At 59.8% G+C, this 20,705-nt stretch carries 18 protein-coding genes; 10 read left to right on the top strand and 8 right to left on the bottom strand.

What is annotated here, in order from left to right; all coding sequences use genetic code 11:
* Window positions 1–48: 48 nt before the first annotated feature.
* The 4 genes from yrfG (at window position 49) to pckA (ending at window position 4,013) form a co-directional block, all read left to right on the top strand.
* Entirely contained in the window at window positions 49–696 is a 648-nt protein-coding gene (gene yrfG, locus J1C59_RS01760; protein ID WP_128085757.1) for a GMP/IMP nucleotidase, read from the top strand.
* A gap of 13 nt (window positions 697–709) precedes the next feature.
* Entirely contained in the window at window positions 710–1,111 is a 402-nt protein-coding gene (hslR, locus tag J1C59_RS01755; protein WP_128085756.1) for a ribosome-associated heat shock protein Hsp15, read from the top strand.
* A 50-nt stretch (window positions 1,112–1,161) separates the two neighbouring features.
* Window positions 1,162–2,028: an Hsp33 family molecular chaperone HslO gene (gene hslO, locus J1C59_RS01750; protein ID WP_128085755.1), complete on the top strand. Its 867-nt coding sequence runs from the start codon at window positions 1,162–1,164 to the stop codon at window positions 2,026–2,028.
* Window positions 2,029–2,393: 365 nt separating this feature from the next.
* A complete protein-coding gene (gene pckA / locus J1C59_RS01745; RefSeq protein ID WP_128085754.1) occupies window positions 2,394–4,013 on the top strand; it encodes a phosphoenolpyruvate carboxykinase (ATP) in 1,620 nt (539 codons plus the stop codon).
* Between the two features lie 39 nt (window positions 4,014–4,052).
* Here the strand turns inward: pckA and envZ are convergent, their stop codons facing one another.
* Both envZ and ompR read right to left on the bottom strand, forming a co-directional pair.
* On the bottom strand, window positions 4,053–5,420 hold the full coding sequence (envZ, locus tag J1C59_RS01740) for a two-component system sensor histidine kinase EnvZ (RefSeq protein ID WP_128085753.1): 1,368 nt from the start codon (window positions 5,418–5,420) through the stop codon (window positions 4,053–4,055).
* Window positions 5,417–6,136 carry an osmolarity response regulator transcription factor OmpR gene (ompR, locus tag J1C59_RS01735; RefSeq protein ID WP_003853014.1) on the bottom strand — a complete coding sequence of 240 codons (720 nt, stop codon included), beginning with the start codon at window positions 6,134–6,136 and terminating at the stop codon, window positions 5,417–5,419. The genes envZ and ompR overlap by 4 nt, the downstream gene beginning before the upstream one ends.
* A 536-nt stretch (window positions 6,137–6,672) precedes the next feature.
* On the opposite strand from ompR, the gene yjbE reads away from it, so the two are divergent.
* From yjbE to J1C59_RS01715, 4 genes are all read left to right on the top strand, one after another.
* Window positions 6,673–6,921 (top strand): exopolysaccharide production protein YjbE, encoded by a 249-nt coding sequence (yjbE, locus tag J1C59_RS01730; RefSeq protein WP_111140871.1) that lies wholly within the window; start codon window positions 6,673–6,675, stop codon window positions 6,919–6,921.
* Between the two features lie 183 nt (window positions 6,922–7,104).
* On the top strand, window positions 7,105–7,578 hold the full coding sequence (greB, locus tag J1C59_RS01725; RefSeq protein ID WP_128085752.1) for a transcription elongation factor GreB: 474 nt from the start codon (window positions 7,105–7,107) through the stop codon (window positions 7,576–7,578).
* A 103-nt stretch (window positions 7,579–7,681) separates the two neighbouring features.
* Complete coding sequence (locus J1C59_RS01720) at window positions 7,682–10,009, top strand: Tex family protein (RefSeq protein ID WP_128085751.1); 2,328 nt, start codon at window positions 7,682–7,684, stop codon at window positions 10,007–10,009.
* A gap of 127 nt (window positions 10,010–10,136) precedes the next feature.
* Entirely contained in the window at window positions 10,137–11,822 is a 1,686-nt protein-coding gene (locus tag J1C59_RS01715; protein WP_128085750.1) for an alpha-amylase family glycosyl hydrolase, read from the top strand.
* On the opposite strand, the gene J1C59_RS01710 is transcribed toward J1C59_RS01715, so the two are convergent.
* On the bottom strand, window positions 11,823–12,092 hold the full coding sequence (locus J1C59_RS01710; RefSeq protein WP_111140867.1) for a YdgH/BhsA/McbA-like domain containing protein: 270 nt from the start codon (window positions 12,090–12,092) through the stop codon (window positions 11,823–11,825).
* A gap of 170 nt (window positions 12,093–12,262) precedes the next feature.
* Complete coding sequence (gene bioH, locus J1C59_RS01705) at window positions 12,263–13,039, bottom strand: pimeloyl-ACP methyl ester esterase BioH (RefSeq protein ID WP_128085749.1); 777 nt, start codon at window positions 13,037–13,039, stop codon at window positions 12,263–12,265.
* Window positions 13,040–13,073: 34 nt separating this feature from the next.
* Between bioH and gntX the strand changes: the two genes are divergently transcribed.
* Together gntX and nfuA are read left to right on the top strand one after the other, a co-directional pair.
* Window positions 13,074–13,754: a DNA utilization protein GntX gene (gntX, locus tag J1C59_RS01700; RefSeq protein ID WP_128085748.1), complete on the top strand. Its 681-nt coding sequence runs from the start codon at window positions 13,074–13,076 to the stop codon at window positions 13,752–13,754.
* 58 nt (window positions 13,755–13,812) lie between these two features.
* The gene (gene nfuA, locus J1C59_RS01695) at window positions 13,813–14,388 is read left to right on the top strand and encodes a Fe-S biogenesis protein NfuA (protein ID WP_009087718.1); all 576 of its coding nucleotides are present in this window, start codon (window positions 13,813–13,815) and stop codon (window positions 14,386–14,388) included.
* Window positions 14,389–14,425: 37 nt separating this feature from the next.
* Here the strand turns inward: nfuA and malQ are convergent, their stop codons facing one another.
* The 4 genes from malQ to glpG form a co-directional block, all read right to left on the bottom strand.
* On the bottom strand, window positions 14,426–16,507 hold the full coding sequence (gene malQ / locus J1C59_RS01690; RefSeq protein WP_140917382.1) for a 4-alpha-glucanotransferase: 2,082 nt from the start codon (window positions 16,505–16,507) through the stop codon (window positions 14,426–14,428).
* Window positions 16,508–16,516: 9 nt separating this feature from the next.
* Window positions 16,517–18,922, bottom strand: coding sequence for a maltodextrin phosphorylase (gene malP, locus J1C59_RS01685; RefSeq protein WP_140917383.1), 2,406 nt, complete (start codon window positions 18,920–18,922; stop codon window positions 16,517–16,519).
* A gap of 155 nt (window positions 18,923–19,077) precedes the next feature.
* Window positions 19,078–19,836, bottom strand: a complete 759-nt coding sequence (locus J1C59_RS01680; protein ID WP_111140862.1) for a DeoR/GlpR family transcriptional regulator — start codon at window positions 19,834–19,836, stop codon at window positions 19,078–19,080.
* Between the two features lie 31 nt (window positions 19,837–19,867).
* A complete protein-coding gene (glpG, locus tag J1C59_RS01675; protein ID WP_128086740.1) occupies window positions 19,868–20,689 on the bottom strand; it encodes a rhomboid family intramembrane serine protease GlpG in 822 nt (273 codons plus the stop codon).
* Between the last annotated feature and the right edge of the window lie 16 nt (window positions 20,690–20,705).

The raw sequence follows: 20,705 nt of genomic DNA, 5'->3' as shown, positions 1-20,705 counted from the left end.
TTCTGTGCTACCCTGTCGCCCGGTTTTTTTTCAGGGTGAGATCCCGCGATGGTTAACTGGTCTGAGATGGATACCGTGCTGCTCGACATGGACGGCACGCTGCTGGATCTGGCGTTTGACCGCCACTTCTGGCTGGAGCATGTGCCCGGAGAGCTGAGCCAGCAGCGTGGCATCCCCCGCGCCGACGCCGACGCGATCATCGCGGAAAAGTATCAGGCCGTCGCCCATACGCTAAACTGGTATTGTCTCGATTACTGGTCAGAGGCGCTGGCGCTCGACATCCGTGCCATGACCTGGGCGATGCGCAGCCGGATCGCGCTGCGTGACGATACGCTGCCTTTTTTGCAGGCGCTGCGTCGCATGGGTAAGCGCACCATCCTGCTGACCAATGCGCATCCCTATAATCTTGACGTCAAACTGGCGCAGACAGGTTTAGCGCCGCACCTTGATTTATTACTTTCCACCCATACCTTTGGGTATCCGAAAGAAGACCAGCGCTTATGGCAGGCGGTACAACAGCACACCGGCTTTTCTGCGCCGCGCACGCTGTTTATCGATGACAGCGAAGTGATTCTGGATGCTGCGACGTTATGGGGCATCGGCGGGTGCTTAGGCGTAAAGAATCCCGATTCGGGGCGTCCTGAGCAAATCTTTCAGCGTCACCGCGCCACCGGCGATTACCGGACGCTGATCTGAGTCAGGAGCAGCAATGAAAGAGAAAAACAGCGAAGAGGTCCGCCTCGACAAATGGCTGTGGGCCGCGCGCTTCTACAAAACCCGGGCGATTGCGCGGGAGATGATTGAAGGCGGCAAAGTGCATTACAACGGTCAGCGCAGCAAACCCAGCAAAGTGGTGGAGCTGAATGCAGAGCTGACGCTGCGTCAGGGCAACGACGAACGCACGGTGATCGTGGCAGAAGTCACCACTCAGCGCCGTCCTGCCAGCGAAGCTCAGCAGCTCTATCGGGAAACCGAGGCCAGTATCGAAAAACGCGAAAAAGTGGCGCAGGCGCGCAAGCTTAATGCGCTGACTATGCCCCACCCCGATCGGCGACCTGATAAAAAAGAGCGTCGCGATTTGATGAAGTTTAAATTATCGGGTGATGAATAACGTCGTCTTTGCTGACGCGCCATCACCCCGTTCCAGTGAGAGAAAAAAATATGTCAGTCCAGGATCAACTGCACCGTTATCTGTTTGAACATGCCGCTGTGCGCGGCGAGCTGGTGAACGTCTCTGACACCTGGCGTGAAACCGTGAAGAACCACGACTATCCGGCACCGGTGAACACCCTGCTGGGTGAGATGCTGGTCGCCACCAGCCTGCTGACCGCCACGCTGAAGTTTGATGGCGAAATCACCGTGCAGCTGCAGGGCGATGGCCCGCTGTCGCTGGCGGTTATCAACGGCAACAACAATCAGGAGCTGCGCGGCGTGGCGCGTCTGAAAGGCGAGATCCCGGCGGACAGCACCCTGAAAAGCATGGTCGGCAACGGCTATCTGGTGATCACCATCACCCCGGAAAAGGGTGAGCGCTATCAGGGCGTGGTTGGTCTGGAGGGGGATACTCTGGCGGCATGCCTGGAAGATTACTTCATGCGCTCTGAGCAGCTGCCGACGCGCCTGTTTATTCGCACCAGCGACAAAGGCGCGGCCGGGATCCTGCTGCAGGTGCTGCCAGCGCAGGATACGGAAAAAGAGGCGTTCGAGCATCTGGCCACGCTGACTGAAACCATTAAAACGGAAGAGCTGATCGACCTGCCTGCCAACGAAACGCTGTGGCGTCTCTACCATCAGGAAGAGGTTACGCTCTACGATCCGCAGCCGGTGATCTACAAATGCACCTGCTCGCGCGAACGCTGTGGTGAGGTGCTGACCACGCTGCCACAGGAAGAGGTAGATGAGATTATTGCGGAAGATGGCAAAATCGAAATGCACTGTGACTACTGCGGTTCAGACTACGTGTTTGATGCGGTCGATATCGCTGCTATCCGCAGCCACTCGCATGAGAACAGTGACCGACTGCACTAATCCTCCGGGCGGCCCCGGCCGCCCCATTTTCCCCGCCCCGCTATCCCCATAATTTTTCAGACAAATTATCTTTTTTTACTTTCATAACATCTTTTAAACGTTCGAAACATGGCCTTAACGCGCCCTGAGTCGCATTTTTAGATCACTGCCCTTTTTCCCGAAACGCAGAAGAGTAAACTGCGCGCGATCGTGCAAACGCCCGGAAGCCCGGGGCCGATGCCTGAACAGCCCGGCTCGCGTTGCAGCGTCCCGCAACGATGCGCCGGGGCGTGTCAGTCATCGGTTGTATCCGATGCAACAGCTGGCGGCACGATCCCAACCTATCTCTGCTGTGCAGAACAGACACCGATTTAAGGAGCAGTAAAATGCGCGTTAACGGCCTGACCTCGCAAGACCTTGCCGCTTTGGGCATCGTGGATACCACGGAAGTGGTTTACAACCCTGATTACGACACGCTCTTTCAGGAAGAGACGCGCCCGGACCTCGAAGGTTTTGCTCGTGGCACCCTGACGCAGAGCGGTGCGATTGCCGTAGATACCGGGATTTTCACCGGGCGATCGCCAAAGGATAAGTACATCGTACGTGATGACACCACGCGCGATACCCTGTGGTGGAACGATCAGGGCACCGGCAAAAACGACAACCAGCCGCTGTCGCAGGAGACCTGGGACGCGCTGAAAAGCTGCGTGACCCGCCAGCTCTCCGGCAAACGCCTGTTTGTGGTGGATGCCTTCTGCGGCGCGAATGCCGATTCGCGTCTGAGCGTGCGCTTTGTCACCGAAGTGGCCTGGCAGGCGCACTTTGTGAAGAACATGTTCATCCAGCCGGACGACGCCGAGCTGGCCGACTTCACGCCCGATTTCGTGGTGATGAACGGCGCCAAATGCACCAACCCTGACTGGCAGGCGCAGGGGCTGCACTCTGAAAACTTCGTCGCCTTTAATCTCACCGAACGCATGCAGCTGATTGGCGGTACGTGGTACGGCGGCGAGATGAAGAAGGGTCTGTTCGCGATCATGAACTACCTGCTGCCGCTGAAGGGCATCGCGTCGATGCACTGCTCGGCCAACGTCGGCAAAGCGGGTGATGTGGCGGTCTTCTTTGGCCTCTCTGGCACCGGCAAAACCACGCTCTCCACCGATCCCGATCGTCAGCTGATTGGCGACGATGAGCACGGCTGGGACGATGATGGCGTGTTTAACTTCGAAGGCGGCTGCTACGCGAAAACCATCAACCTCTCTGAGCAGGCTGAGCCCGAGATCTACCGCGCTATTCGCCGCAACGCGCTGCTGGAAAACGTGGTGGTTCGCGAAGATGGCAGCATTGATTACGCTGACGGCAGCAAGACGGAAAACACCCGCGTTTCCTACCCGATCAATCACATCGACAATATCGTGCAGCCGGTCTCCAAAGCGGGCCACGCGAAGAAAGTCATTTTCCTGACCGCCGATGCGTTTGGCGTGCTGCCGCCGGTTTCACGCCTGACGCCGGAGCAGACGCAGTATCACTTCCTGTCGGGCTTCACCGCTAAACTGGCCGGAACCGAACGGGGCGTCACGGCGCCTACCCCAACCTTCTCCGCCTGTTTCGGCGCGGCTTTCCTGACGCTGCATCCGACGCAGTATGCGGAAGTGCTGGTGAAACGGATGGAGGCGTCCGGTGCGCAGGCTTATCTGGTCAATACCGGCTGGAACGGCAGTGGCAAACGCATCTCCCTGAAGAACACCCGCGCCATTATCAATGCGATCCTGGCGGGTGAACTGGATGATGTGCCGACGGAAACCCTGCCGATCTTCAACCTGCAGATGCCGGTATCGCTGGGTGAACTGGACAGTGACACGCTCGATCCGCGTCGTAGCTGGGAGAGTGAAGAGCAGTGGACCGCTGCCGCCGACGATCTGGCGAAGCGCTTCATTGATAACTTCGCGAAGTACACCGACAACGCCGCAGGCGCTGCGCTGGTGAAAGCCGGCCCGCAACGCTAAAGGAAACGGCGCGGCAGTGTGCCTGCCGCGCCGCTTTTATCAGCCCGAAACGCTGTTGCCGCCATGGTTATGGCTCAGCGCCATACTCTCGATCAGCGGCAGCCAGGCGCGGATACGTAATCCCCCGCGTTCGCTCTCGCCAATCTCCAGCGACCCCTGATGCGCATCGATAATACGCTGCACAATCGCCAGGCCCAGCCCCGTGCCGCTGGTGCTGCGGGCGCTGTCACCCCGCACAAACGGCTGGAACAGATGCGCCAGCTGATCCGGCTTGATGCCCGGGCCGTCATCCTCCACCTGGAACCAGGCGCGATGCAGCTCCCGTCCGCTGCTGACCTTGATCCAGCCATTGCCGTAACGCGCGGCGTTTACTACCAGATTGGCCAGCGCCCGTTTAATCGACAGCGGGTTGATATCCAGCATCAGCTCTTCCGGCATCACCGCATTTTCGATTTCACGCTCGTAGCCACTTTCGGCGGCGACCACTTCGCCCAGCACGCTGTTAAGGTCGGCGCGCTCCGTCTGCATCTCCTGACCGGTACGCAGGTAGTCGATGAACTGCTCGATGATGGCGTTGCACTCTTCGATATCTTTGTTGATCGATTCGGCCAGATAACCATCCTGCTCGCCCATCATCTCGGTGGCCAGACGAATACGGGTCAGCGGCGTGCGCAGGTCGTGACTGACGCCCGCCATTAACAGCGTGCGATCGTCGGCCAGCTGCTTCACCCCGGCCGCCATCTGGTTAAAGGCGCGGGTGACCGACCGCACCTCGGACGCGCCATATTCGCGCAGCGGCGGCGGTATAATCCCGCGCCCGACCTGCAGGGCCGCGTGCTCCAGATCCACCAGGGGTCGGTTCTGGATGCGGATAAACAGCCAGGCCCCGCCGATCGCCAGCAGCATAATCGCCAGGGTGTAGCGGAACAGCGGTGAGAAGTCGCCCTGATGAATCTCCGTCAGCGGCACCCGCACCCAGATATCGGGCGACAGCCAGGTTTTCAGCCAGACCACCGGGGAGTTCTTGTTGACCTCTACCCGCACATCGGTCGGCCCGCCCAGCTGCTGCCCCATCTGTTCGCTCAGGAATTCGTAGTGCTGCGCCCAACGCAAGCCGTTCTCTTCTGCTGCCGCATTGGTAAACAGCGAAATCCCCAGTTCACGGTAGATCTCCCGGCGAAAGGCCGGGGGGACTTCCAGCTGCGTGCCATCTTCCAGCTGCAGCCGGTCGGTCATCAGCATACGGACTTCGTATGCCAGCACCTTGTTGAACTGCTGCAGGCTGGGAAGGATGGCAAAGTTGAGCACCACCAGATAGGTCGTGACCAGGCTGACGAACAGCAGGGTCACGATCAGCAGCAGCGTGCGGGCAAATGAACTGCGTGGCGAGAAGCGCAGCCGCTTCATGCTTTGCTGCCGTCCGGCACAAAGACGTAGCCCAGGCCCCAGACGGTCTGGATATAACGTGGATGCGCAGGATCTTCTTCCACCATGCGACGCAGGCGGGAGATCTGAACGTCGATCGAACGCTCCATGGCGCTGTATTCACGGCCACGCGCCAGGTTCATCAGCTTATCGCGCGACAGTGGCTCACGCGGATGGCTCACCAGCGCTTTCAGCACCGCGAACTCACCGCTGGTCAGCGGCATCGGCTCATCTTCACGGAACATTTCGCGGGTGCCGAGGTTCAGCTTGAACTTACCAAAGGCGATGATCGCCTCTTCCTGTGACGGCGCGCCTGGCAGCTCGTTGGCCTGACGACGCAGCACGGCACGGATGCGCGCCAGCAGCTCACGCGGGTTGAACGGTTTAGGGATGTAGTCATCCGCTCCGATCTCCAGCCCGACGATGCGATCCACCTCTTCACCCTTGGCGGTCACCATAATAATCGGCATCGGGTTGCTCTGACTGCGCAGGCGACGGCAGATAGAGAGCCCATCCTCGCCCGGCAACATCAGGTCGAGCACCATCAGATGGAAGGATTCACGGGTTAACAGACGATCCATCTGCTCGGCATTAGCGACACTGCGCACCTGAAAGCCCTGCTCGGTGAGATAGCGTTCCAGCAGTGCACGCAGACGCATATCATCATCGACGACCAGAATTTTGTAGTTCTCTTGCATTTTCAACTCCCAAAGGCGCTATTGCCTGAGCCAACATTGTTAAAAAAAGATGCCTTATAGTGACAGTCATTAATGGTTTATATTCTAGCCAAAATTGTTACAAAGCATATTAAACAGGAGCTTATATTTATTCTGCGCCTGTTTTCGGTCGGCAGTCGCACTTTTTAACGCCCGTCCGCGACGGTTACGGCAAATCTGAAAAAAGGGCTGAATTTCTCTCAATGGCTGGCGTCAGAAGCGTACCAGCATTTATACAGTGAATAAATTCAGCGCGTTAGCAGATAATTTGACTTATAAGCAAGCCATCACAATGACAACCCTCCAGATAATCCACCTTATCCGCACGCTGACAGCATAATATTCCGGCCAAACCGGTTAATGCATCACGCTCCTCTCGGATTAATTTGAGCCGGGCTTTCAGCAAGGCCAGCTGAAATTAAAGTCCATTAAATCAATAAGTAAAGCCAACTTTTCGCCCTCCGGATTTTGAACCAGACTGCTCAGGCACCATTCGATGTCTCAACGGGGATTACACAATGAAAAAAACAATTTTACTGCTCAGCGCGCTGGCTTTCAGCAGCATCAGCCCGGTCTATGCCGCAACAGCAACCGGTGAAGCGGCCGGTGCGGCAGCCACGACCACCGCAAAAGGTAACTCCGACGCCATCGGCGTGGGTGCTGTCGCGGCCCTGCTGGGCGTAGCGCTGGCCACCATGGGCGGCGGCGGTGGTGACGGTCACGGTACCGGCACCTCAACCACCACGGCGACCCACGCCGGAAAATAAGTTCGCGACCTGTCAGTCCGGCTTCAGAACACGGTTTTTATTTTGATAGCACGCTCCAACCCTTTCGCCGCCGGGGAAGTCAACGTGGGTTTTTAGCCTTTAAAAACCCTTTCCCCGACTCTTTTTTGCCGCCGCCTGTTTGCCTTACACTGAGCCTCTTTCGATCTCTCTGGCCGGTATAGCATGAAAACCCGACTGATTACCCGCGAAGGCTTCGACAAACTCAAAGCGGAACTCGACTACCTGTGGCGTGAAGAGCGTCCGGAAGTGACCAAAAAAGTGACCTGGGCTGCCAGCCTGGGCGACCGCAGTGAAAATGCGGACTACCAGTACAATAAAAAACGGCTGCGCGAAATCGACCGGCGCGTCCGCTATCTGACCAAAAGTCTTGAGCAGCTGCGTATCGTTGACTACTCACCACAGCAGGATGGCAAGGTCTTCTTCGGCGCCTGGGTGGAAATAGAAAACGATGAGGGCGACCTCAAACGCTTCCGCATCGTGGGCTACGATGAGATTTTTGGCCGCAAGGATTACATCTCTATCGACTCGCCGATGGCGCGGGCGCTGCTGAAAAAAGAGGTCGGCGATGCCGCCACGGTCGAGACGCCGGCAGGCCCGGCGCGCTGGTATGTCAACGCCATTGACTACCCGCAATAACGATTCAGATTATCGCTGAAAGCCGCCCGCGTCTCTGGCATTTTTGACCATCAATCCGTATAACTGTCGGCTATTTCTCAACCCGGAAAGCAAGACAGTCCTGATGATGAAAGTTCTGAGCCAGATAATTGCCAGCGAGCTTCAGGCGCGTCCCGATCAAGTTGACGCCGCCGTTCGCCTGCTGGATGAAGGGAACACCGTGCCGTTTATCGCACGCTATCGTAAAGAGGTGACGGGCGGGCTGGATGATACCCAGCTTCGCCAGCTTGAGACCCGCCTCAGCTATCTGCGTGAACTCGAAGAGCGGCGTCAGTCGATTCTGAAGTCGATCGGGGATCAGGGCAAACTGACTGATGACCTCGCCCGCGCCATCAACACCACCCTCAGCAAAACCGAGCTTGAAGACCTCTACCTGCCCTATAAACAGAAACGCCGCACGCGCGGACAGATCGCGATCGAAGCCGGTCTGGAACCGCTGGCAGAGACGCTGTGGCAGGATCCGTCCCATCTCCCTGAGCAGCTCGCTGAACAGTATGTCGATGCCGACAAAGGCGTCGCCGACGTTCGTGCCGCGCTGGATGGTGCCCGCTATATCCTGATGGAGCGTTTCGCTGAAGATGCCGCGCTGCTGGCGAAGGTGCGTAACTACCTGTGGAAAAATGCCCACCTGGTGTCGCGCGTGGTCGAAGGCCAGCAGGAAGCGGGCGCGAAGTTCCGCGACTACTTCGATCACCACGAAGCCCTGAGTAGCGTGCCGTCGCACCGGGCGCTGGCGATGCTGCGTGGCCGCAACGAAGGCGTGCTGCAGCTGTCGCTGAATGCCGATCCGCAGTTCGATGAAGCGCCGCGCGAAAGCTACGGCGAAACCCTGATTGCTGAACACCTGAATCTGCGCCTGAACAACGCACCGGCCGACAGCTGGCGCAAGGCGGTCGTAAGCTGGACGTGGCGCATCAAGGTGATGCTGCATCTGGAAACCGAGCTGATGGGCACGGTGCGCGAACGCGCAGAAGATGAAGCGATCAACGTCTTTGCCCGCAACCTGCACGACCTGCTGATGGCGGCCCCTGCCGGGATGCGCGCCACCATGGGGCTGGACCCCGGCCTGCGCACCGGCGTAAAAGTCGCGGTGGTGGATGCGACCGGCAAGCTGGTGGCGACCGATACCGTCTATCCGCACACCGGTCAGGCCGCCAAAGCCGCCGCCGCGGTTGCCGCGCTCTGCATGAAGCATCAGGTGGAGCTGGTGGCGATCGGCAACGGCACCGCCTCACGCGAAACCGAACGCTTCTTCCTGGAGCTGCAGCAGCAGTTCCCGCAGGTCACCGCGCAGAAGGTGATTGTCAGCGAAGCCGGCGCCTCGGTCTACTCCGCCTCGGAGCTGGCAGCGCTGGAGTTCCCGGATCTCGATGTGTCGCTGCGCGGCGCGGTGTCGATTGCCCGACGCCTGCAGGACCCGCTGGCCGAGCTGGTCAAAATCGACCCGAAATCGATCGGTGTCGGCCAGTATCAGCATGACGTCAGCCAGAGCCAGCTGGCGAAGAAACTTGATGCGGTGGTGGAAGATTGCGTGAACGCCGTCGGCGTCGATCTCAACACCGCCTCGGTGCCGCTGCTGACCCGCGTGGCGGGCCTGACGCGCATGATGGCGCAGAATATTGTCGGCTGGCGTGATGAGCATGGCCGCTTCCAGAACCGCCAGCAGCTACTGAAAGTGAGCCGTCTGGGGCCCAAAGCCTTTGAGCAGTGTGCGGGCTTCCTGCGCATCAATCATGGCGATAACCCGCTGGATGCTTCAACTGTTCACCCGGAAGCCTATCCGGTGGTGGAGCGCATTCTGGCCGCGACCGAGCAGGCGCTGAGTGACCTGATGGGTAACGCGGGCAGCCTGCGTAACCTCAGTCCCCGCGACTTCATCGATGAGCGCTTTGGTCTGCCGACCGTGACCGACATCATGAAAGAGCTGGAGAAACCGGGCCGCGATCCGCGTCCTGAGTTTAAAACCGCGCAGTTCGCGGAGGGCGTGGAAACGCTGAACGACCTGACCCCAGGCCTGATCCTCGAAGGTGCCGTCACCAACGTCACCAACTTCGGTGCCTTTGTGGATATCGGCGTGCATCAGGATGGCCTCGTCCACATCTCCTCGCTTTCTGATCGCTTCGTGGAAGATCCCCATCAGGTGGTGAAGGCGGGCGATATCGTCAAAGTGAAAGTGATGGAGGTCGATCTCCAGCGCAAGCGTATTGCCCTGACCATGCGTCTCGATGAGCAGCCGGGTGAAGGCAATGCACGCGGCGGAGCGCGAAGCACCGCGCCGCGCGACGAGAAACGGCAGGCCAGCCCGAAAGGGCGTCCGCGTCCGGCTGCCGCCACCGCCGGTAACAGTGCGATGGGCGATGCACTGGCCGCCGCGTTCGGGAAAAAACGCTAAGCTTTTCAGGGGCCATCTTCTGGCCCCTTTTTCACGCCGCGCCGTCCGGTTGAAAATCCCCGCCATAACGCTACGCTAAAAAGACGCCTGTCATAAAAACAACACCTGCTGTGGCACCCAATTCACGATGGAAAAAATCACCGATCTTATCGATAAGATTTATGCTGGTACGTTTCCGGAAGCGACCCTGACGCGCCTGCTGGCTGACATCGCCGCCGCCCGTGACACGATCAAGCTGCCACGGAAGGCACACTGGGATGAACAGGATGTGGTGCTGATCACCTACGCCGATCAGTTCCGTGAGGCCGGTAAACCGACGCTCAGCACCTTTTCCCGCTTCTATCAGCAGCATCTGCAAGCCATTTTTCCACTGGTTCACCTGCTGCCCTTCTATCCCTGGTCCTCGGATGATGGCTTTTCGGTGATGGATTACCATCAGGTCAATCCGCAGTATGGTGACTGGCAGGATATCGCACGCCTGCATCAGGAAACGCGGCTGATGTTCGACTTTGTCTGCAACCATATGTCGGCCGGCAGCGCCTGGTTCAGCCACTTTCTGGCACAGGATCCCGGCTGGGACGACTTCTTTATCAGCATGCCGCCCGCGACCGATCTCAGTGCGGTAACCCGTCCGCGCACCTCGCCGCTGCTGACCCCGTTTACCCTGGCGGATGGCGAGACCCGCTTTATCTGGACCACCTTCAGCGCCGACCAGATCGACCTTAACTTCGCCAGCCCTGAGGTGCTGCGGCGCATGGTGAATGTCCTGCTCGACTATCTTATCCGCGGCGCCGACTATGTGCGGCTGGATGCGGTCGGCTATATGTGGAAAACCCCCGGCACGCGCTGCATCCATCTGGAAAAGACCCATCAGCTGGTGAAGCTCTTCCGTGCGATTGCCGATCAGGTTGCGCCGGGCACGGTGATTATCACCGAAACCAACGTGCCGCATCAGGACAACATCAGCTATCTGGGCAACGGCCACGATGAAGCGCAGATGGTCTATCAGTTTTCGCTGCCGCCGCTGGTGCTGCACGCCATCCACACCGGGTCGGCGCGTGCGCTGCGGCAGTGGGCCGGCACGCTGGATCTCAGCAACCGCGACACCACCTTCTTCAACTTTCTGGCGTCACACGATGGCATCGGACTCAATCCGGCGCGCGGCATCCTCTCTGAAGTGGAGATTGTGGCGCTGGTGCGCGATCTGGCGCTGGAGGGCGCGCTGGTCTCCTACAAAAACAACCCCGACGGCACCACCAGCCCCTATGAAATCAACGTCACCTTCCTGGATGCGTTAAACCGGGAAAGCGACGACGACGCCACGCGGCTGAAACGCTTTCTGCTGGCGCATGCGATTCTGCTGGTCTTTCCCGGCGTGCCTGCCATTTACGTCCAGAGCATTCTGGGCGGCCGTAACGATTATGCTGGCGTGCGGGCCGCCGGGCACAACCGGGCGATCAACCGTCAGAAGTATGAACTGCCGCAGATTGAAGCGGCGCTGGCGGGCGATGCGTGGCTGCGTCAGCAGATCTATACCCGGCTCGGCCAGCTGATACAGCTGCGCAGACGACAGCCCGCCTTTCATCCGGACAATGCGATGACGATCTATGAGAGCGAGAACGCCGTGCTGGTGCTGCGCCGTCATCAGCCGGATCGCGGCGAGGGGTTACTCTGCGTGTTTAATCTCAGTGGACGACCGCTGGAGACGCGGTTACCGGTGGCGCATACGCTGCAGGATGTGGTGAGCGGAGAGAAGGTTGATGGCACCCAGCCGGTTAAGCTGGATGCCTGGCAGTTCATGTGGCTGCGATAATTACTTGTAAACTTCAGCGGTGGCGCTGAACTTACCGTGTTCGCGACCGGCGATCACGCGGTAATATTTGCCGCCTTTTTCGTCAGCAAGTTTAGACAGCACTTTTTTGGCATCCATTGGTGAAGTGGTTTCAGCCGTGGTGTTCACGGTACCAATCTTCTCCAGTTTCATTGTCTTAACTTCTTCGTTAGTGACTTCCTTTGCTGCCATTGCAGAAAATGAAATCGCGCCCATCATCATTGAAGCCACAACCCATTTCAAAACCTTCATTATGTTTACCCTCATTCATGATCCATTGTGAGATGTAAGCAGCCGCTAAACGCGTAAGGCAGTATGGAACAGCATAGTCATTTCCGTGACTAATCACATAAAATTGCAGCGGCCTTGCTCACACAGAGAAGTATTACCGCTGTCGGTGATTTTGCCAATATAAAGCGCGATTATCCCGGCAAATTATTGATAAAATTAACAATATGCTGACAAAAGGTCTCAGAATGGGAAATAAAAGGCGCATGTGCTGCCTTTTCGATCACCACGGAAGGCGATGCCGGTAACCGCTCATCCAGCTCTGCCGCAATCCGGCGCGGCACCAGTCCGTCCAGCGCGCCATAGAGCCGCAGAAACGGCAGCGTGATCTGCGGCAGCGCGTCGCGCAGATCGACCTCGCGCAGAATCTCCAGCCCGGCATCCAGCACCGCCACCTCCGGCATCGGCTGCGACAGCACCACCTCTTTCAGCTGCCGCGCATCGGCGCGCGCCGTTTCGGTGCCCAGCGTCTGCAGCGCCAGGAAACGCTCCACCGTGCGCTGGAAATCGCTGCTGAGCATCTGCTGAAAGTTCTGCAGCGTCTCCGGTTTAATGCCGGGCCACTCCGCTGTGGCGGTAAAACAGGGCGAGGAGGCCACGGTGATCAGGGCCGCCAGCCGGTCAGGGGCGGTCAGCGCCAGCTCCGTTGCCACCAGCCCGCCCAGCGACCAGCCCATCACGACCGCCTGCGGCGGCAGCAGCGGCAGCAGCTGCGCGGCCATCTGTTTCAGCGTTAATGCGCCCGCGTTCTGACTGCGGCCATAGCCTGGCAGATCGACCAGATGCAGGCGACAGTGCGGGCTGAGTCGCGGAATGATGGTTTGCCAGACTTCAGCATTCAGTCCCCATCCGTGCAGCAGCACAAGATCGCGTTTTCCTTCCCCGCAGGTGTGCCAGTAAAGCGACGTCATCAGTTACTATCCCGAAAATGATAAGGAGGTCGCTATGCTAGCAATGCCCGCCCTGTGTTGGCTATGCCGGATGCCACTGCGCATCGCCCGGCATGGCCTCTGCAGCCTCTGCCTGCGCGGATTACCGTCGCTTCCCCTGCTCTGCCCGCGCTGTGGTTTACCGGCAGGATCCGTTACGCGCCCCTGCGGTCGCTGCCAGCAAAAGCCGCCCGCCTGGCAGGCGCTGGTCTGCGTGAATGACTACCGTCCGCCGTTCAGCCAGTGGGTTAACCAGCTGAAGTTTTCGCACATAACCGCACTCAGGGTGATGCTGGCCCGGCTGCTTTTGTTAAGCTGGCAGACTGTTTACCGGCGCGGCGGCGTGCCGCGTCCCGATCTGCTGCTGCCGGTGCCGCTGCATCACCGGCGACGCTGGCGGCGCGGCTATAACCAGACGGGCCTGCTGGCCGCCCCGCTGGCGCACTGGCTGGGGTGTGAATGGCGTGAAGGCATATCCCGTCCACGCCGGGGCGCCGTACAGCATCAGCTCAGCGCCCGCCAGCGCCGCACCAACTTACGCGGGGCTTTCCGCCTTGAAATGGCGGTTCAGGGCCGCCATATCGCCCTGCTGGATGACGTGATTACCACCGGCAGTACCCTGGAGGAAATCAGCCGTCTGTTACTGGCGCAGGGCGCGGCCAGCGTGCAGGTCTGGTGCCTGTGCCGTACCTTGTAGAGCGTCTGTGATGGGCGTATTATAACCAACTAAATTAGTCAACTATTGAGCAATCGACATGATCCGAATTACTGACTCTGCCCAGGAACATTTTTCTAAACTGCTATCCAAACAAGAAGATGGCACCCAGATTCGCGTATTCGTGATTAACCCGGGTACGCCAACGGCTGAATGTGGCGTCTCTTACTGTCCGCCCGATGCCGTTGAAGCCACCGACACCGAACTGAAGTTTGAAAAGCTGTCAGCCTACGTTGATGAACTGAGCAAGCCCTATCTGGAAGATGCTGAGATCGACTTCGTGACCGACAACCTCGGTTCGCAGCTGACGCTCAAAGCGCCGAATGCCAAAATGCGCAAAGTCTCGGATGATGCGCCCATGGTTGAGCGGGTAGAGTATCTGCTGCAGGCGCAGATTAACCCGCAGCTGGCCGGCCACGGCGGTCGCGTGTCGCTGATGGAGATCACCGACGACGGTTACGCCATCCTGCAGTTTGGCGGCGGCTGTAACGGCTGTTCAATGATCGACGTGACGCTGAAAGATGGTATCGAGAAAGAGCTGCTGGCCGCTTTCCCGGAACTGAAAGGCGTGCGCGACATCACCGAGCATCAGCGCGGCGAACACTCCTTCTACTGATAAACAGCGCGCGGCAGCCTCACTGCCGCGCGCTTTTTTACGGCTGTTTCTGGCCTGACTGACGCTGCCCGCTGACCACCTTCAGTAGCGCGTTCACTTCCTTGTCCGCAAAGATCTCCTCCAGCGTTTTGCTCAGCTTGCGTCGCCAGTTAGGGTACTGATCTACCGTGCCCGGCACGTTGACCGGCGTGGTCATGCCGAGCCAGTCCTCCGGCTGCAGGCCCAGCAGCGCACTGTCGGTATCCGCCAGGAAGCGGTGTATCGCCCGGTTCAGCGCAGGCGTCATCGCGAGCTTCTCCGCCTTTTTCTGGCTGCGGGCCGGTAAGGAACCCGCCTGATGCAGCGCATCCAGCAGCGCCTGCTTCTGTGCGGCACGCTGCTCGTGCAGCGCCTTCACCGCATCACCCGTATAGAGGCCCAGCTTCTCGCCCAGCGTCAGGTCACCCTGCTCCCAGAAGCCGGTCAGCGTAGGCAGGTCGTGCGTGCTGGCGCTGGCGATCGACTGGCGCGGATAGTCCTGAGGCGCGCGATAGCGCTCATCTTTCTCCTGCTCAAACCAGAGCACCTTCCAGGAAAAGACGCCGCTTTTGCGCAGCAGGCTGACGATCTCCTGCGGCACGGTACCCAGGTCCTCACCAATCACCATGCAGCGCAGCCGGTGGCTCTCCAGCGCCAGGATGCTCAGCAGGTCGTTCACCGGGTAGGCCACATAGGCCCCTTTATCGGCGGTTTCTCCGGCGGGCACCCACCACAGACGCAGCAGGGACATCACATGGTCGATGCGCAGCGCGCCGCAGTCGCGCATATTGGCGCGCAGCATGTCGATAAAGGGCTGATAACCGCGCGCCTGCATCACATGCGGATCCATCGGCGGCAGTCCCCAGTTCTGGCCCAGCGGGCCGAGGCGATCCGGCGGCGCACCGACGGAGGCCTTCAGGCGATAAAGCTCCGGATCGTGCCAGGTTTCCGCGCTGCCTTCCGCCACGCCCACGGCCAGATCCCGGTAGAGGCCGACGCTCATCCCCAGCGCCTGACTGTGCGCCCAGCAGCCAGAGAACTGCTGCTGCGCCAGCCATTGCAGCCACTGCCAGAACGCAATCTCCTCTTCGTGCTCTTCACACCACTGCTGCACCTCCGGCGACTGGCTGTTGCGCCACGCCTCCGGCCACGCAGGCCAGCCGCCCTGCTGGCGCTTGTCGGCCTGTCGTGCCAGCTGGATGCCGTCATAGGCCGCCTGATAGCGCAGGCTGTCGCCGCCCTCGCGGACAAACTCAGCCCAGGCCAGATGCGCGTCGCTCTGGCTGTCCCGCGCGCGGAAGTGCGTCCAGGCGTGGCGCAGCGCCGCGAGTTTCAGCGCCATGACCGCCTCATAATCGACGTGTTCCGCCTCACGCGCCCGCGTCAGCGCCTTCTGCGTGCTGGCGCTTTTCCACCACTTCTGCGCCGCCGCACTTTCCCGGAAATCGCTTACCTGATTGACGTCGATATAGATGACGTTCAGCCAGCGGCGCGACGACGGGCTGTAGGGGCTGGCGAAACCGGGGCTGGCGGGATAGAGCGCATGCAGTGGATTAAGCCCGACGAAATCGCCGCCGCGCGCAGCCAGCTGCACCAGCAGCCGATCGAGATCGCCGAAGTCGCCGATCCCCCAGTTCTGCGCTGAACGCACGGTATAGAGCTGCACCAGCGCGCCCCAGCGTTTCTCACCCGCCTCCAGCGCCGGAGGCAGGTAGCAGCGGCGTGGCGCGACGACGATCCGCGTCTGCCAGCTTTTCTTCCCTTTGGTGAGCGTCAGCTGGTGATACCCCTGCGTCAGCGGGCCAGGCAGCGTAAAAGGCTCACCTGCGGTGAGTTCACCGCTGTGCTGTTTGCCCTTTTCCGTCTGCAGCTGCCAGTGATAGACGCCGCTGCCCTCGGGTGTCAGCTGGCGTTTGCCGCTGCCGCTGAAGACCGCAACCGGCGGCAGCGGCGATTTTTTTGCCTTCTGCGGATTGCTCATTACCGCCAGCAGCGCGCGCTTGGTTTCATCGCTGATCCCGGCTTTTTTGCCGTTAACATCGATGTACTCCAGTGAGATACCCGCGGCACGGGCGGACTGATCGAGTGAATCTTGTTTCATTGCTGCTCCTTAGCGCGGTGCCTGCCAGATACGTTGCTGATAGTCACGAATGGATCGGTCCGAACTGAACATGCCGGTTCGGGCCGTGTTTAGAATTGCGGCGCGGGTCCAGCCTTCCGGGTCGCGCCACAGCGCTTCGACCCGCTGCTGCGCCTCGATATAGGCCTGAAAATCGGCCAGCACCAGCCAGGGATCGCCCTGCTTAGTCAGGCTATCCAGCATCAGATCAAACGCGTGCCTGTCGCCGTCGCTGAACTTGCCCTTCTCCAGCGCTTTCAGCAGCTCGTCCAGCGCCGGGTTCTGCTTACGCACTTTTTTCGGGTTGTAGCCTTTCGCCCTGAGCGCTTTCACCTCATCCACGGTGTGCCCGAAGATGAAAATGTTCTCCTCTCCCACCTGTTCGGCAATCTCGACGTTCGCCCCATCCAGCGTGCCGATGGTCAGCGCGCCGTTCAGCGCCAGCTTCATGTTGCCGGTGCCGGAGGCTTCATAACCGGCGGTGGAGATCTGCTCTGAAAGGTCGGCCGCCGGGATCATCTGTTCGGCCACCGTGATGCGGTAGTCGGGGATAAAGACCACCCTGAGCCGATCGCCGACGCGCGGGTCGTTATTCACCACCTCCGCGACCCGGTTAATGGCGTAGATGATGTTTTTCGCCAGGTAGTAGCCCGGCGCGGCTTTGGCCCCGAACAGAAACACCCTGGGCGTTATGGTCTGGTCGTCGGGCTGCCGGATGAGCTTCTGATAGCAGTAGAGGATGTGCAGCAGGCTGAGGTGCTGCCGTTTGTACTCGTGCAGGCGCTTGATCTGCACATCAAACAGCGCCGCCGGATTGACGATAATGCCGGTGTGTCGGGCGATGTAGCGGGTAAGCTGCGCTTTGTTCTGCTGCTTGATGCTGCGATAGCGCTGCCGGAATGCCGGATCGTCGGCATAGCTCTCCAGGCCGATCAGCGCTTCAAGATTACTGGCCCACTCCGTTTTCAGCGTCTCATCAATCAGCCCGGCCAGCGCCGGATTACACTGCTTCAGCCAGCGGCGCGGCGTGATGCCGTTGGTGACGTTGTGGAACTTCTGCGGCCAGAGCTGGTGGTACTCAGGAAAGAGATCGCTGACCACCAGCCGCGAGTGCAGCGCCGCCACGCCGTTGACCGCAAACCCGCTGACCACGCAGAGGTTGGCCATCCGCACCTGACCTTCTGCAACGACCGCCAGCTTGTGCCACATCGCTTTGTCATCCGGCCATCGCTGCTTCACCTGCTTTTTCAGCCGCCGGTTGATCTCTTTGATAATCACCATATGGCGCGGCAGCAGCGTGCGCATCAGCTTCTCATCCCAGCGCTCCAGCGCCTCCGGCATCAGTGTGTGGTTGGTGTAAGCAAACACCCGGCTGGTGATCTGCCAGGCCTCATCCCAGCTCAGCTGGTGCTCATCCAGTAGCAGGCGCAGCATCTCCGGGATAGCAATGGTCGGATGCGTGTCGTTGAGCTGGATCACCTCAAAGTCCGGCAGGCTGTGAATGCTGCGCCCCGCCAGATGGTGACGCCGCAGGATATCCGCCACCGCACAGGCGCACTGGAAATATTGCTGCATCAGACGCAGCCGCTTGCCCGCCTGATGATTGTCATTGGGATAGAGCACTTTGGTCAGCTTTGTCGCCTCAATACCGGGCTGCTCGGCCTGCAGAAAGTGGCCGTCGTTGAACGCCGTGAGATCAAACGGCTGCGCGCTGACGGCCTGCCAGAGGCGCAGCGGCAGCGTTACGCCATTGCGGTAGCCGGTAACCGGCAAATCCCAGGCCTCGCCGCGCAGCGTAAAATCGGGATACCAGCGAACGGTGCCATCCTCCTGCTTTTCGATCCGGCCCCCCATCGCGACCTCAACATCCAGCGCCGCGTTGTGGCGAAACCAGGGATAGCGTTCGCGCTGCCAGTCATCGGGCGCCTCCTTCTGGTGGCCCTCGTCGAAAGACTGCCGGAACAGGCCGTACTGGTAGTTAAGGCCGTGACCGGTCGCCGGCTGGCCCACCGTGGCCATCGAATCGAGATAGCAGGCGGCCAGCCGCCCCAGTCCGCCGTTGCCCAGCGCCGGATCGACCTCCTGCTCCAGCAGCTCAGACAGGTCGAGCTGCTGCTCAGCCAGCGCGGCGCTGACCTCGTTATACCAGCCAAGATTCAGCAGATTGTTGCCGGTCAGACGGCCAATCAGGAACTCCATCGACAGATAATTGACGTGCCGCTGCCCCTCAGCCGGGCGCGGCGCGGGTTGCGCGGCCAGCAGCTCCGCCAGCGCCGCGCTGACCGCCTGCCACGCCTGATGCGGCGTCATCTGTTGAGCAGAACGGAGGGTTAACTGTTGCCACTGGCGGGTCAGCGCGGCATTGAAACGGGCTTTATTGAATTTTTGCTGCGGCATATCACTCCCTTCTGTTAAGCATGAGGTGAAGCAAAAAGAGAAAGCGCACAGGCTGGCATTCGGCTGCCAGCAACCGATTAAGTAAAGACGCGAGTGAGGAAAAAAGCGACAGCAATCAAAGAAAAACGCCAGCCGGGCGGCTGGCGTGGCAGGAATCAGCAGAGCTCGAGATGGACCTCATGCTGCTCAATCACTTTCATGACGCTGGCGGGCGGCATCTTATCGGTGTAGAGGTAGTCCAGCAGGCTCATGTTGCCGAGGTTCACCATCGCGTTGCGGCCAAACTTCGAGTGGTCCACCACCAGCATCACGCAGCGTGAGTTTTCGATGATGGCGCGTTTGGTGCGCACTTCGTGGTAGTCGAACTCCAGCAGGGAACCATCCATGTCGATGCCGCTGATCCCCAGAATGCCGTAATCGAGCCGGAACTGAGAGATGAAGTCGAGCGTCGCTTCCCCCATCACCGCCCCGTCGCGGGTCCGCACCTCACCGCCCGCGATGATGACCCGGAAATCAGGTTTGCCCATCAGCAGCATCGCCACGTTGAGGTTGTTGGTGACCACACGCAGATCGCTGTGGTTCAGCAGCGCATGGGCCACCGCTTCCGGCGTGGTGCCGATGTCGATAAACAGCGTCGCTCCATCCGGGATCTGGCTGGCCACGCGCTCGGCGATGCGCGCTTTCTCCGCTGACCACATCATTTTACGATCGTGCCAGGCGGTATTCTCAGAGCTGGAAGGAAGCGCCGCGCCGCCGTGATGGCGCTGAATTTTGTTCTGATCGGCCAGATCGTTAAGATCGCGACGAATGGTCTGCGGACTGACCTCAAAATGGTCCACCAGCTCCTCAGTACTGACATATCCCTGACGACGGACTAAATCGATAATCGCGTCATGACGTTGCGTCTGCTTCACGTTCCTCTCCTGTTAACCTGCATATTTCCGTCTAGCGACGCGTGACGTGACGCGTGTCGGCCAGCGCCATCGCCAGCCCGACCAGCAGCCCGGCTACATGGGCCGCGTTGGCAATCGCCAGACCAAAGACGCCGAACCAGCCAATCACCAGCCAGACCAGCGCAAAACCGATCAGCCCCCGTTCAAGATAGACGCCACTGTCGGGATCGCGCTCGCCGCGCAGCCAGCAGTATCCCATCAGCGCATACACCACGCCCGACAGGCCGCCAAACCAGATGCCGCTGAACTTCGCCTGCAGCCAGCCACTGAGCAGGGCCGAAATCAGCATAATCACGAACAGTTTGCCGCTGCCCAGCCGCTTCTCCACGGCCCCGCCCAGATACCACCACCACATCAGATTAAACAGGATGTGCAGCAGTGAAAAGTGCAGCAGCGCATGGCTGAACCAGCGCCAGACCTGAAAATGCTGGCCGGCATCCGGCCAGGAGAGCCAGGCCATCACGGTTTGATCGCCCATCACCTGCATCAGAATAAATACGGCGATGCAGAGCACCATCACGCTCATCGTCAGCGGCCCCGCACGCTCGCGGATGTTTGCCCAGATGTTGCTGCGCTCATAGCGCAGGCCGCTGTCCGTTTTGCCGCTGTGCCAGCTGGCCGCCTGATAGCGCGGGTGGTTGGGATCGTGCAGAAACTGCTGAAGTTCGTTTTCGACCACGGCAATCCTGCTTTCATCATCCAGCATAATGACGTAGTGGTTGTCATGTTCGATCCGCAGCGTGACGCCGCGCGTCGCCATATAGTCCACAAACGCCTGCGCCATGCGCGGCTGGTTAAACTGGGTAATGCGCATCAGTAACGCTCCATGT

Origin of the sequence: Pantoea deleyi (assembly GCF_022647325.1) — a bacterium.
Taxonomy (GTDB): domain Bacteria; phylum Pseudomonadota; class Gammaproteobacteria; order Enterobacterales; family Enterobacteriaceae; genus Pantoea; species Pantoea deleyi.
Note: the sequence above shows the minus strand (reverse complement) of the source record. Positions and strands in the feature narration are given on the sequence as shown.

Bases quoted from the DNA above. Each gene is read 5' to 3' on its own strand.
- yrfG (WP_128085757.1), top strand. From the start codon at position 49: ATGGTTAACTGGTCTGAGATGGATACCGTGCTGCTCGACATGGACGGC.
- hslR (WP_128085756.1), top strand. From the start codon at position 710: ATGAAAGAGAAAAACAGCGAAGAGGTCCGCCTCGACAAATGGCTGTGG.
- hslO (WP_128085755.1), top strand. From the start codon at position 1,162: ATGTCAGTCCAGGATCAACTGCACCGTTATCTGTTTGAACATGCCGCT.
- pckA (WP_128085754.1), top strand. From the start codon at position 2,394: ATGCGCGTTAACGGCCTGACCTCGCAAGACCTTGCCGCTTTGGGCATC.
- envZ (WP_128085753.1), bottom strand. From the start codon at position 5,420: ATGAAGCGGCTGCGCTTCTCGCCACGCAGTTCATTTGCCCGCACGCTG.
- ompR (WP_003853014.1), bottom strand. From the start codon at position 6,136: ATGCAAGAGAACTACAAAATTCTGGTCGTCGATGATGATATGCGTCTG.
- yjbE (WP_111140871.1), top strand. From the start codon at position 6,673: ATGAAAAAAACAATTTTACTGCTCAGCGCGCTGGCTTTCAGCAGCATC.
- greB (WP_128085752.1), top strand. From the start codon at position 7,105: ATGAAAACCCGACTGATTACCCGCGAAGGCTTCGACAAACTCAAAGCG.
- J1C59_RS01720 (WP_128085751.1), top strand. From the start codon at position 7,682: ATGATGAAAGTTCTGAGCCAGATAATTGCCAGCGAGCTTCAGGCGCGT.
- J1C59_RS01715 (WP_128085750.1), top strand. From the start codon at position 10,137: ATGGAAAAAATCACCGATCTTATCGATAAGATTTATGCTGGTACGTTT.
- J1C59_RS01710 (WP_111140867.1), bottom strand. From the start codon at position 12,092: ATGAAGGTTTTGAAATGGGTTGTGGCTTCAATGATGATGGGCGCGATT.
- bioH (WP_128085749.1), bottom strand. From the start codon at position 13,039: ATGACGTCGCTTTACTGGCACACCTGCGGGGAAGGAAAACGCGATCTT.
- gntX (WP_128085748.1), top strand. From the start codon at position 13,074: ATGCTAGCAATGCCCGCCCTGTGTTGGCTATGCCGGATGCCACTGCGC.
- nfuA (WP_009087718.1), top strand. From the start codon at position 13,813: ATGATCCGAATTACTGACTCTGCCCAGGAACATTTTTCTAAACTGCTA.
- malQ (WP_140917382.1), bottom strand. From the start codon at position 16,507: ATGAAACAAGATTCACTCGATCAGTCCGCCCGTGCCGCGGGTATCTCA.
- malP (WP_140917383.1), bottom strand. From the start codon at position 18,922: ATGCCGCAGCAAAAATTCAATAAAGCCCGTTTCAATGCCGCGCTGACC.
- glpG (WP_128086740.1), bottom strand. From the start codon at position 20,689: ATGCGCATTACCCAGTTTAACCAGCCGCGCATGGCGCAGGCGTTTGTG.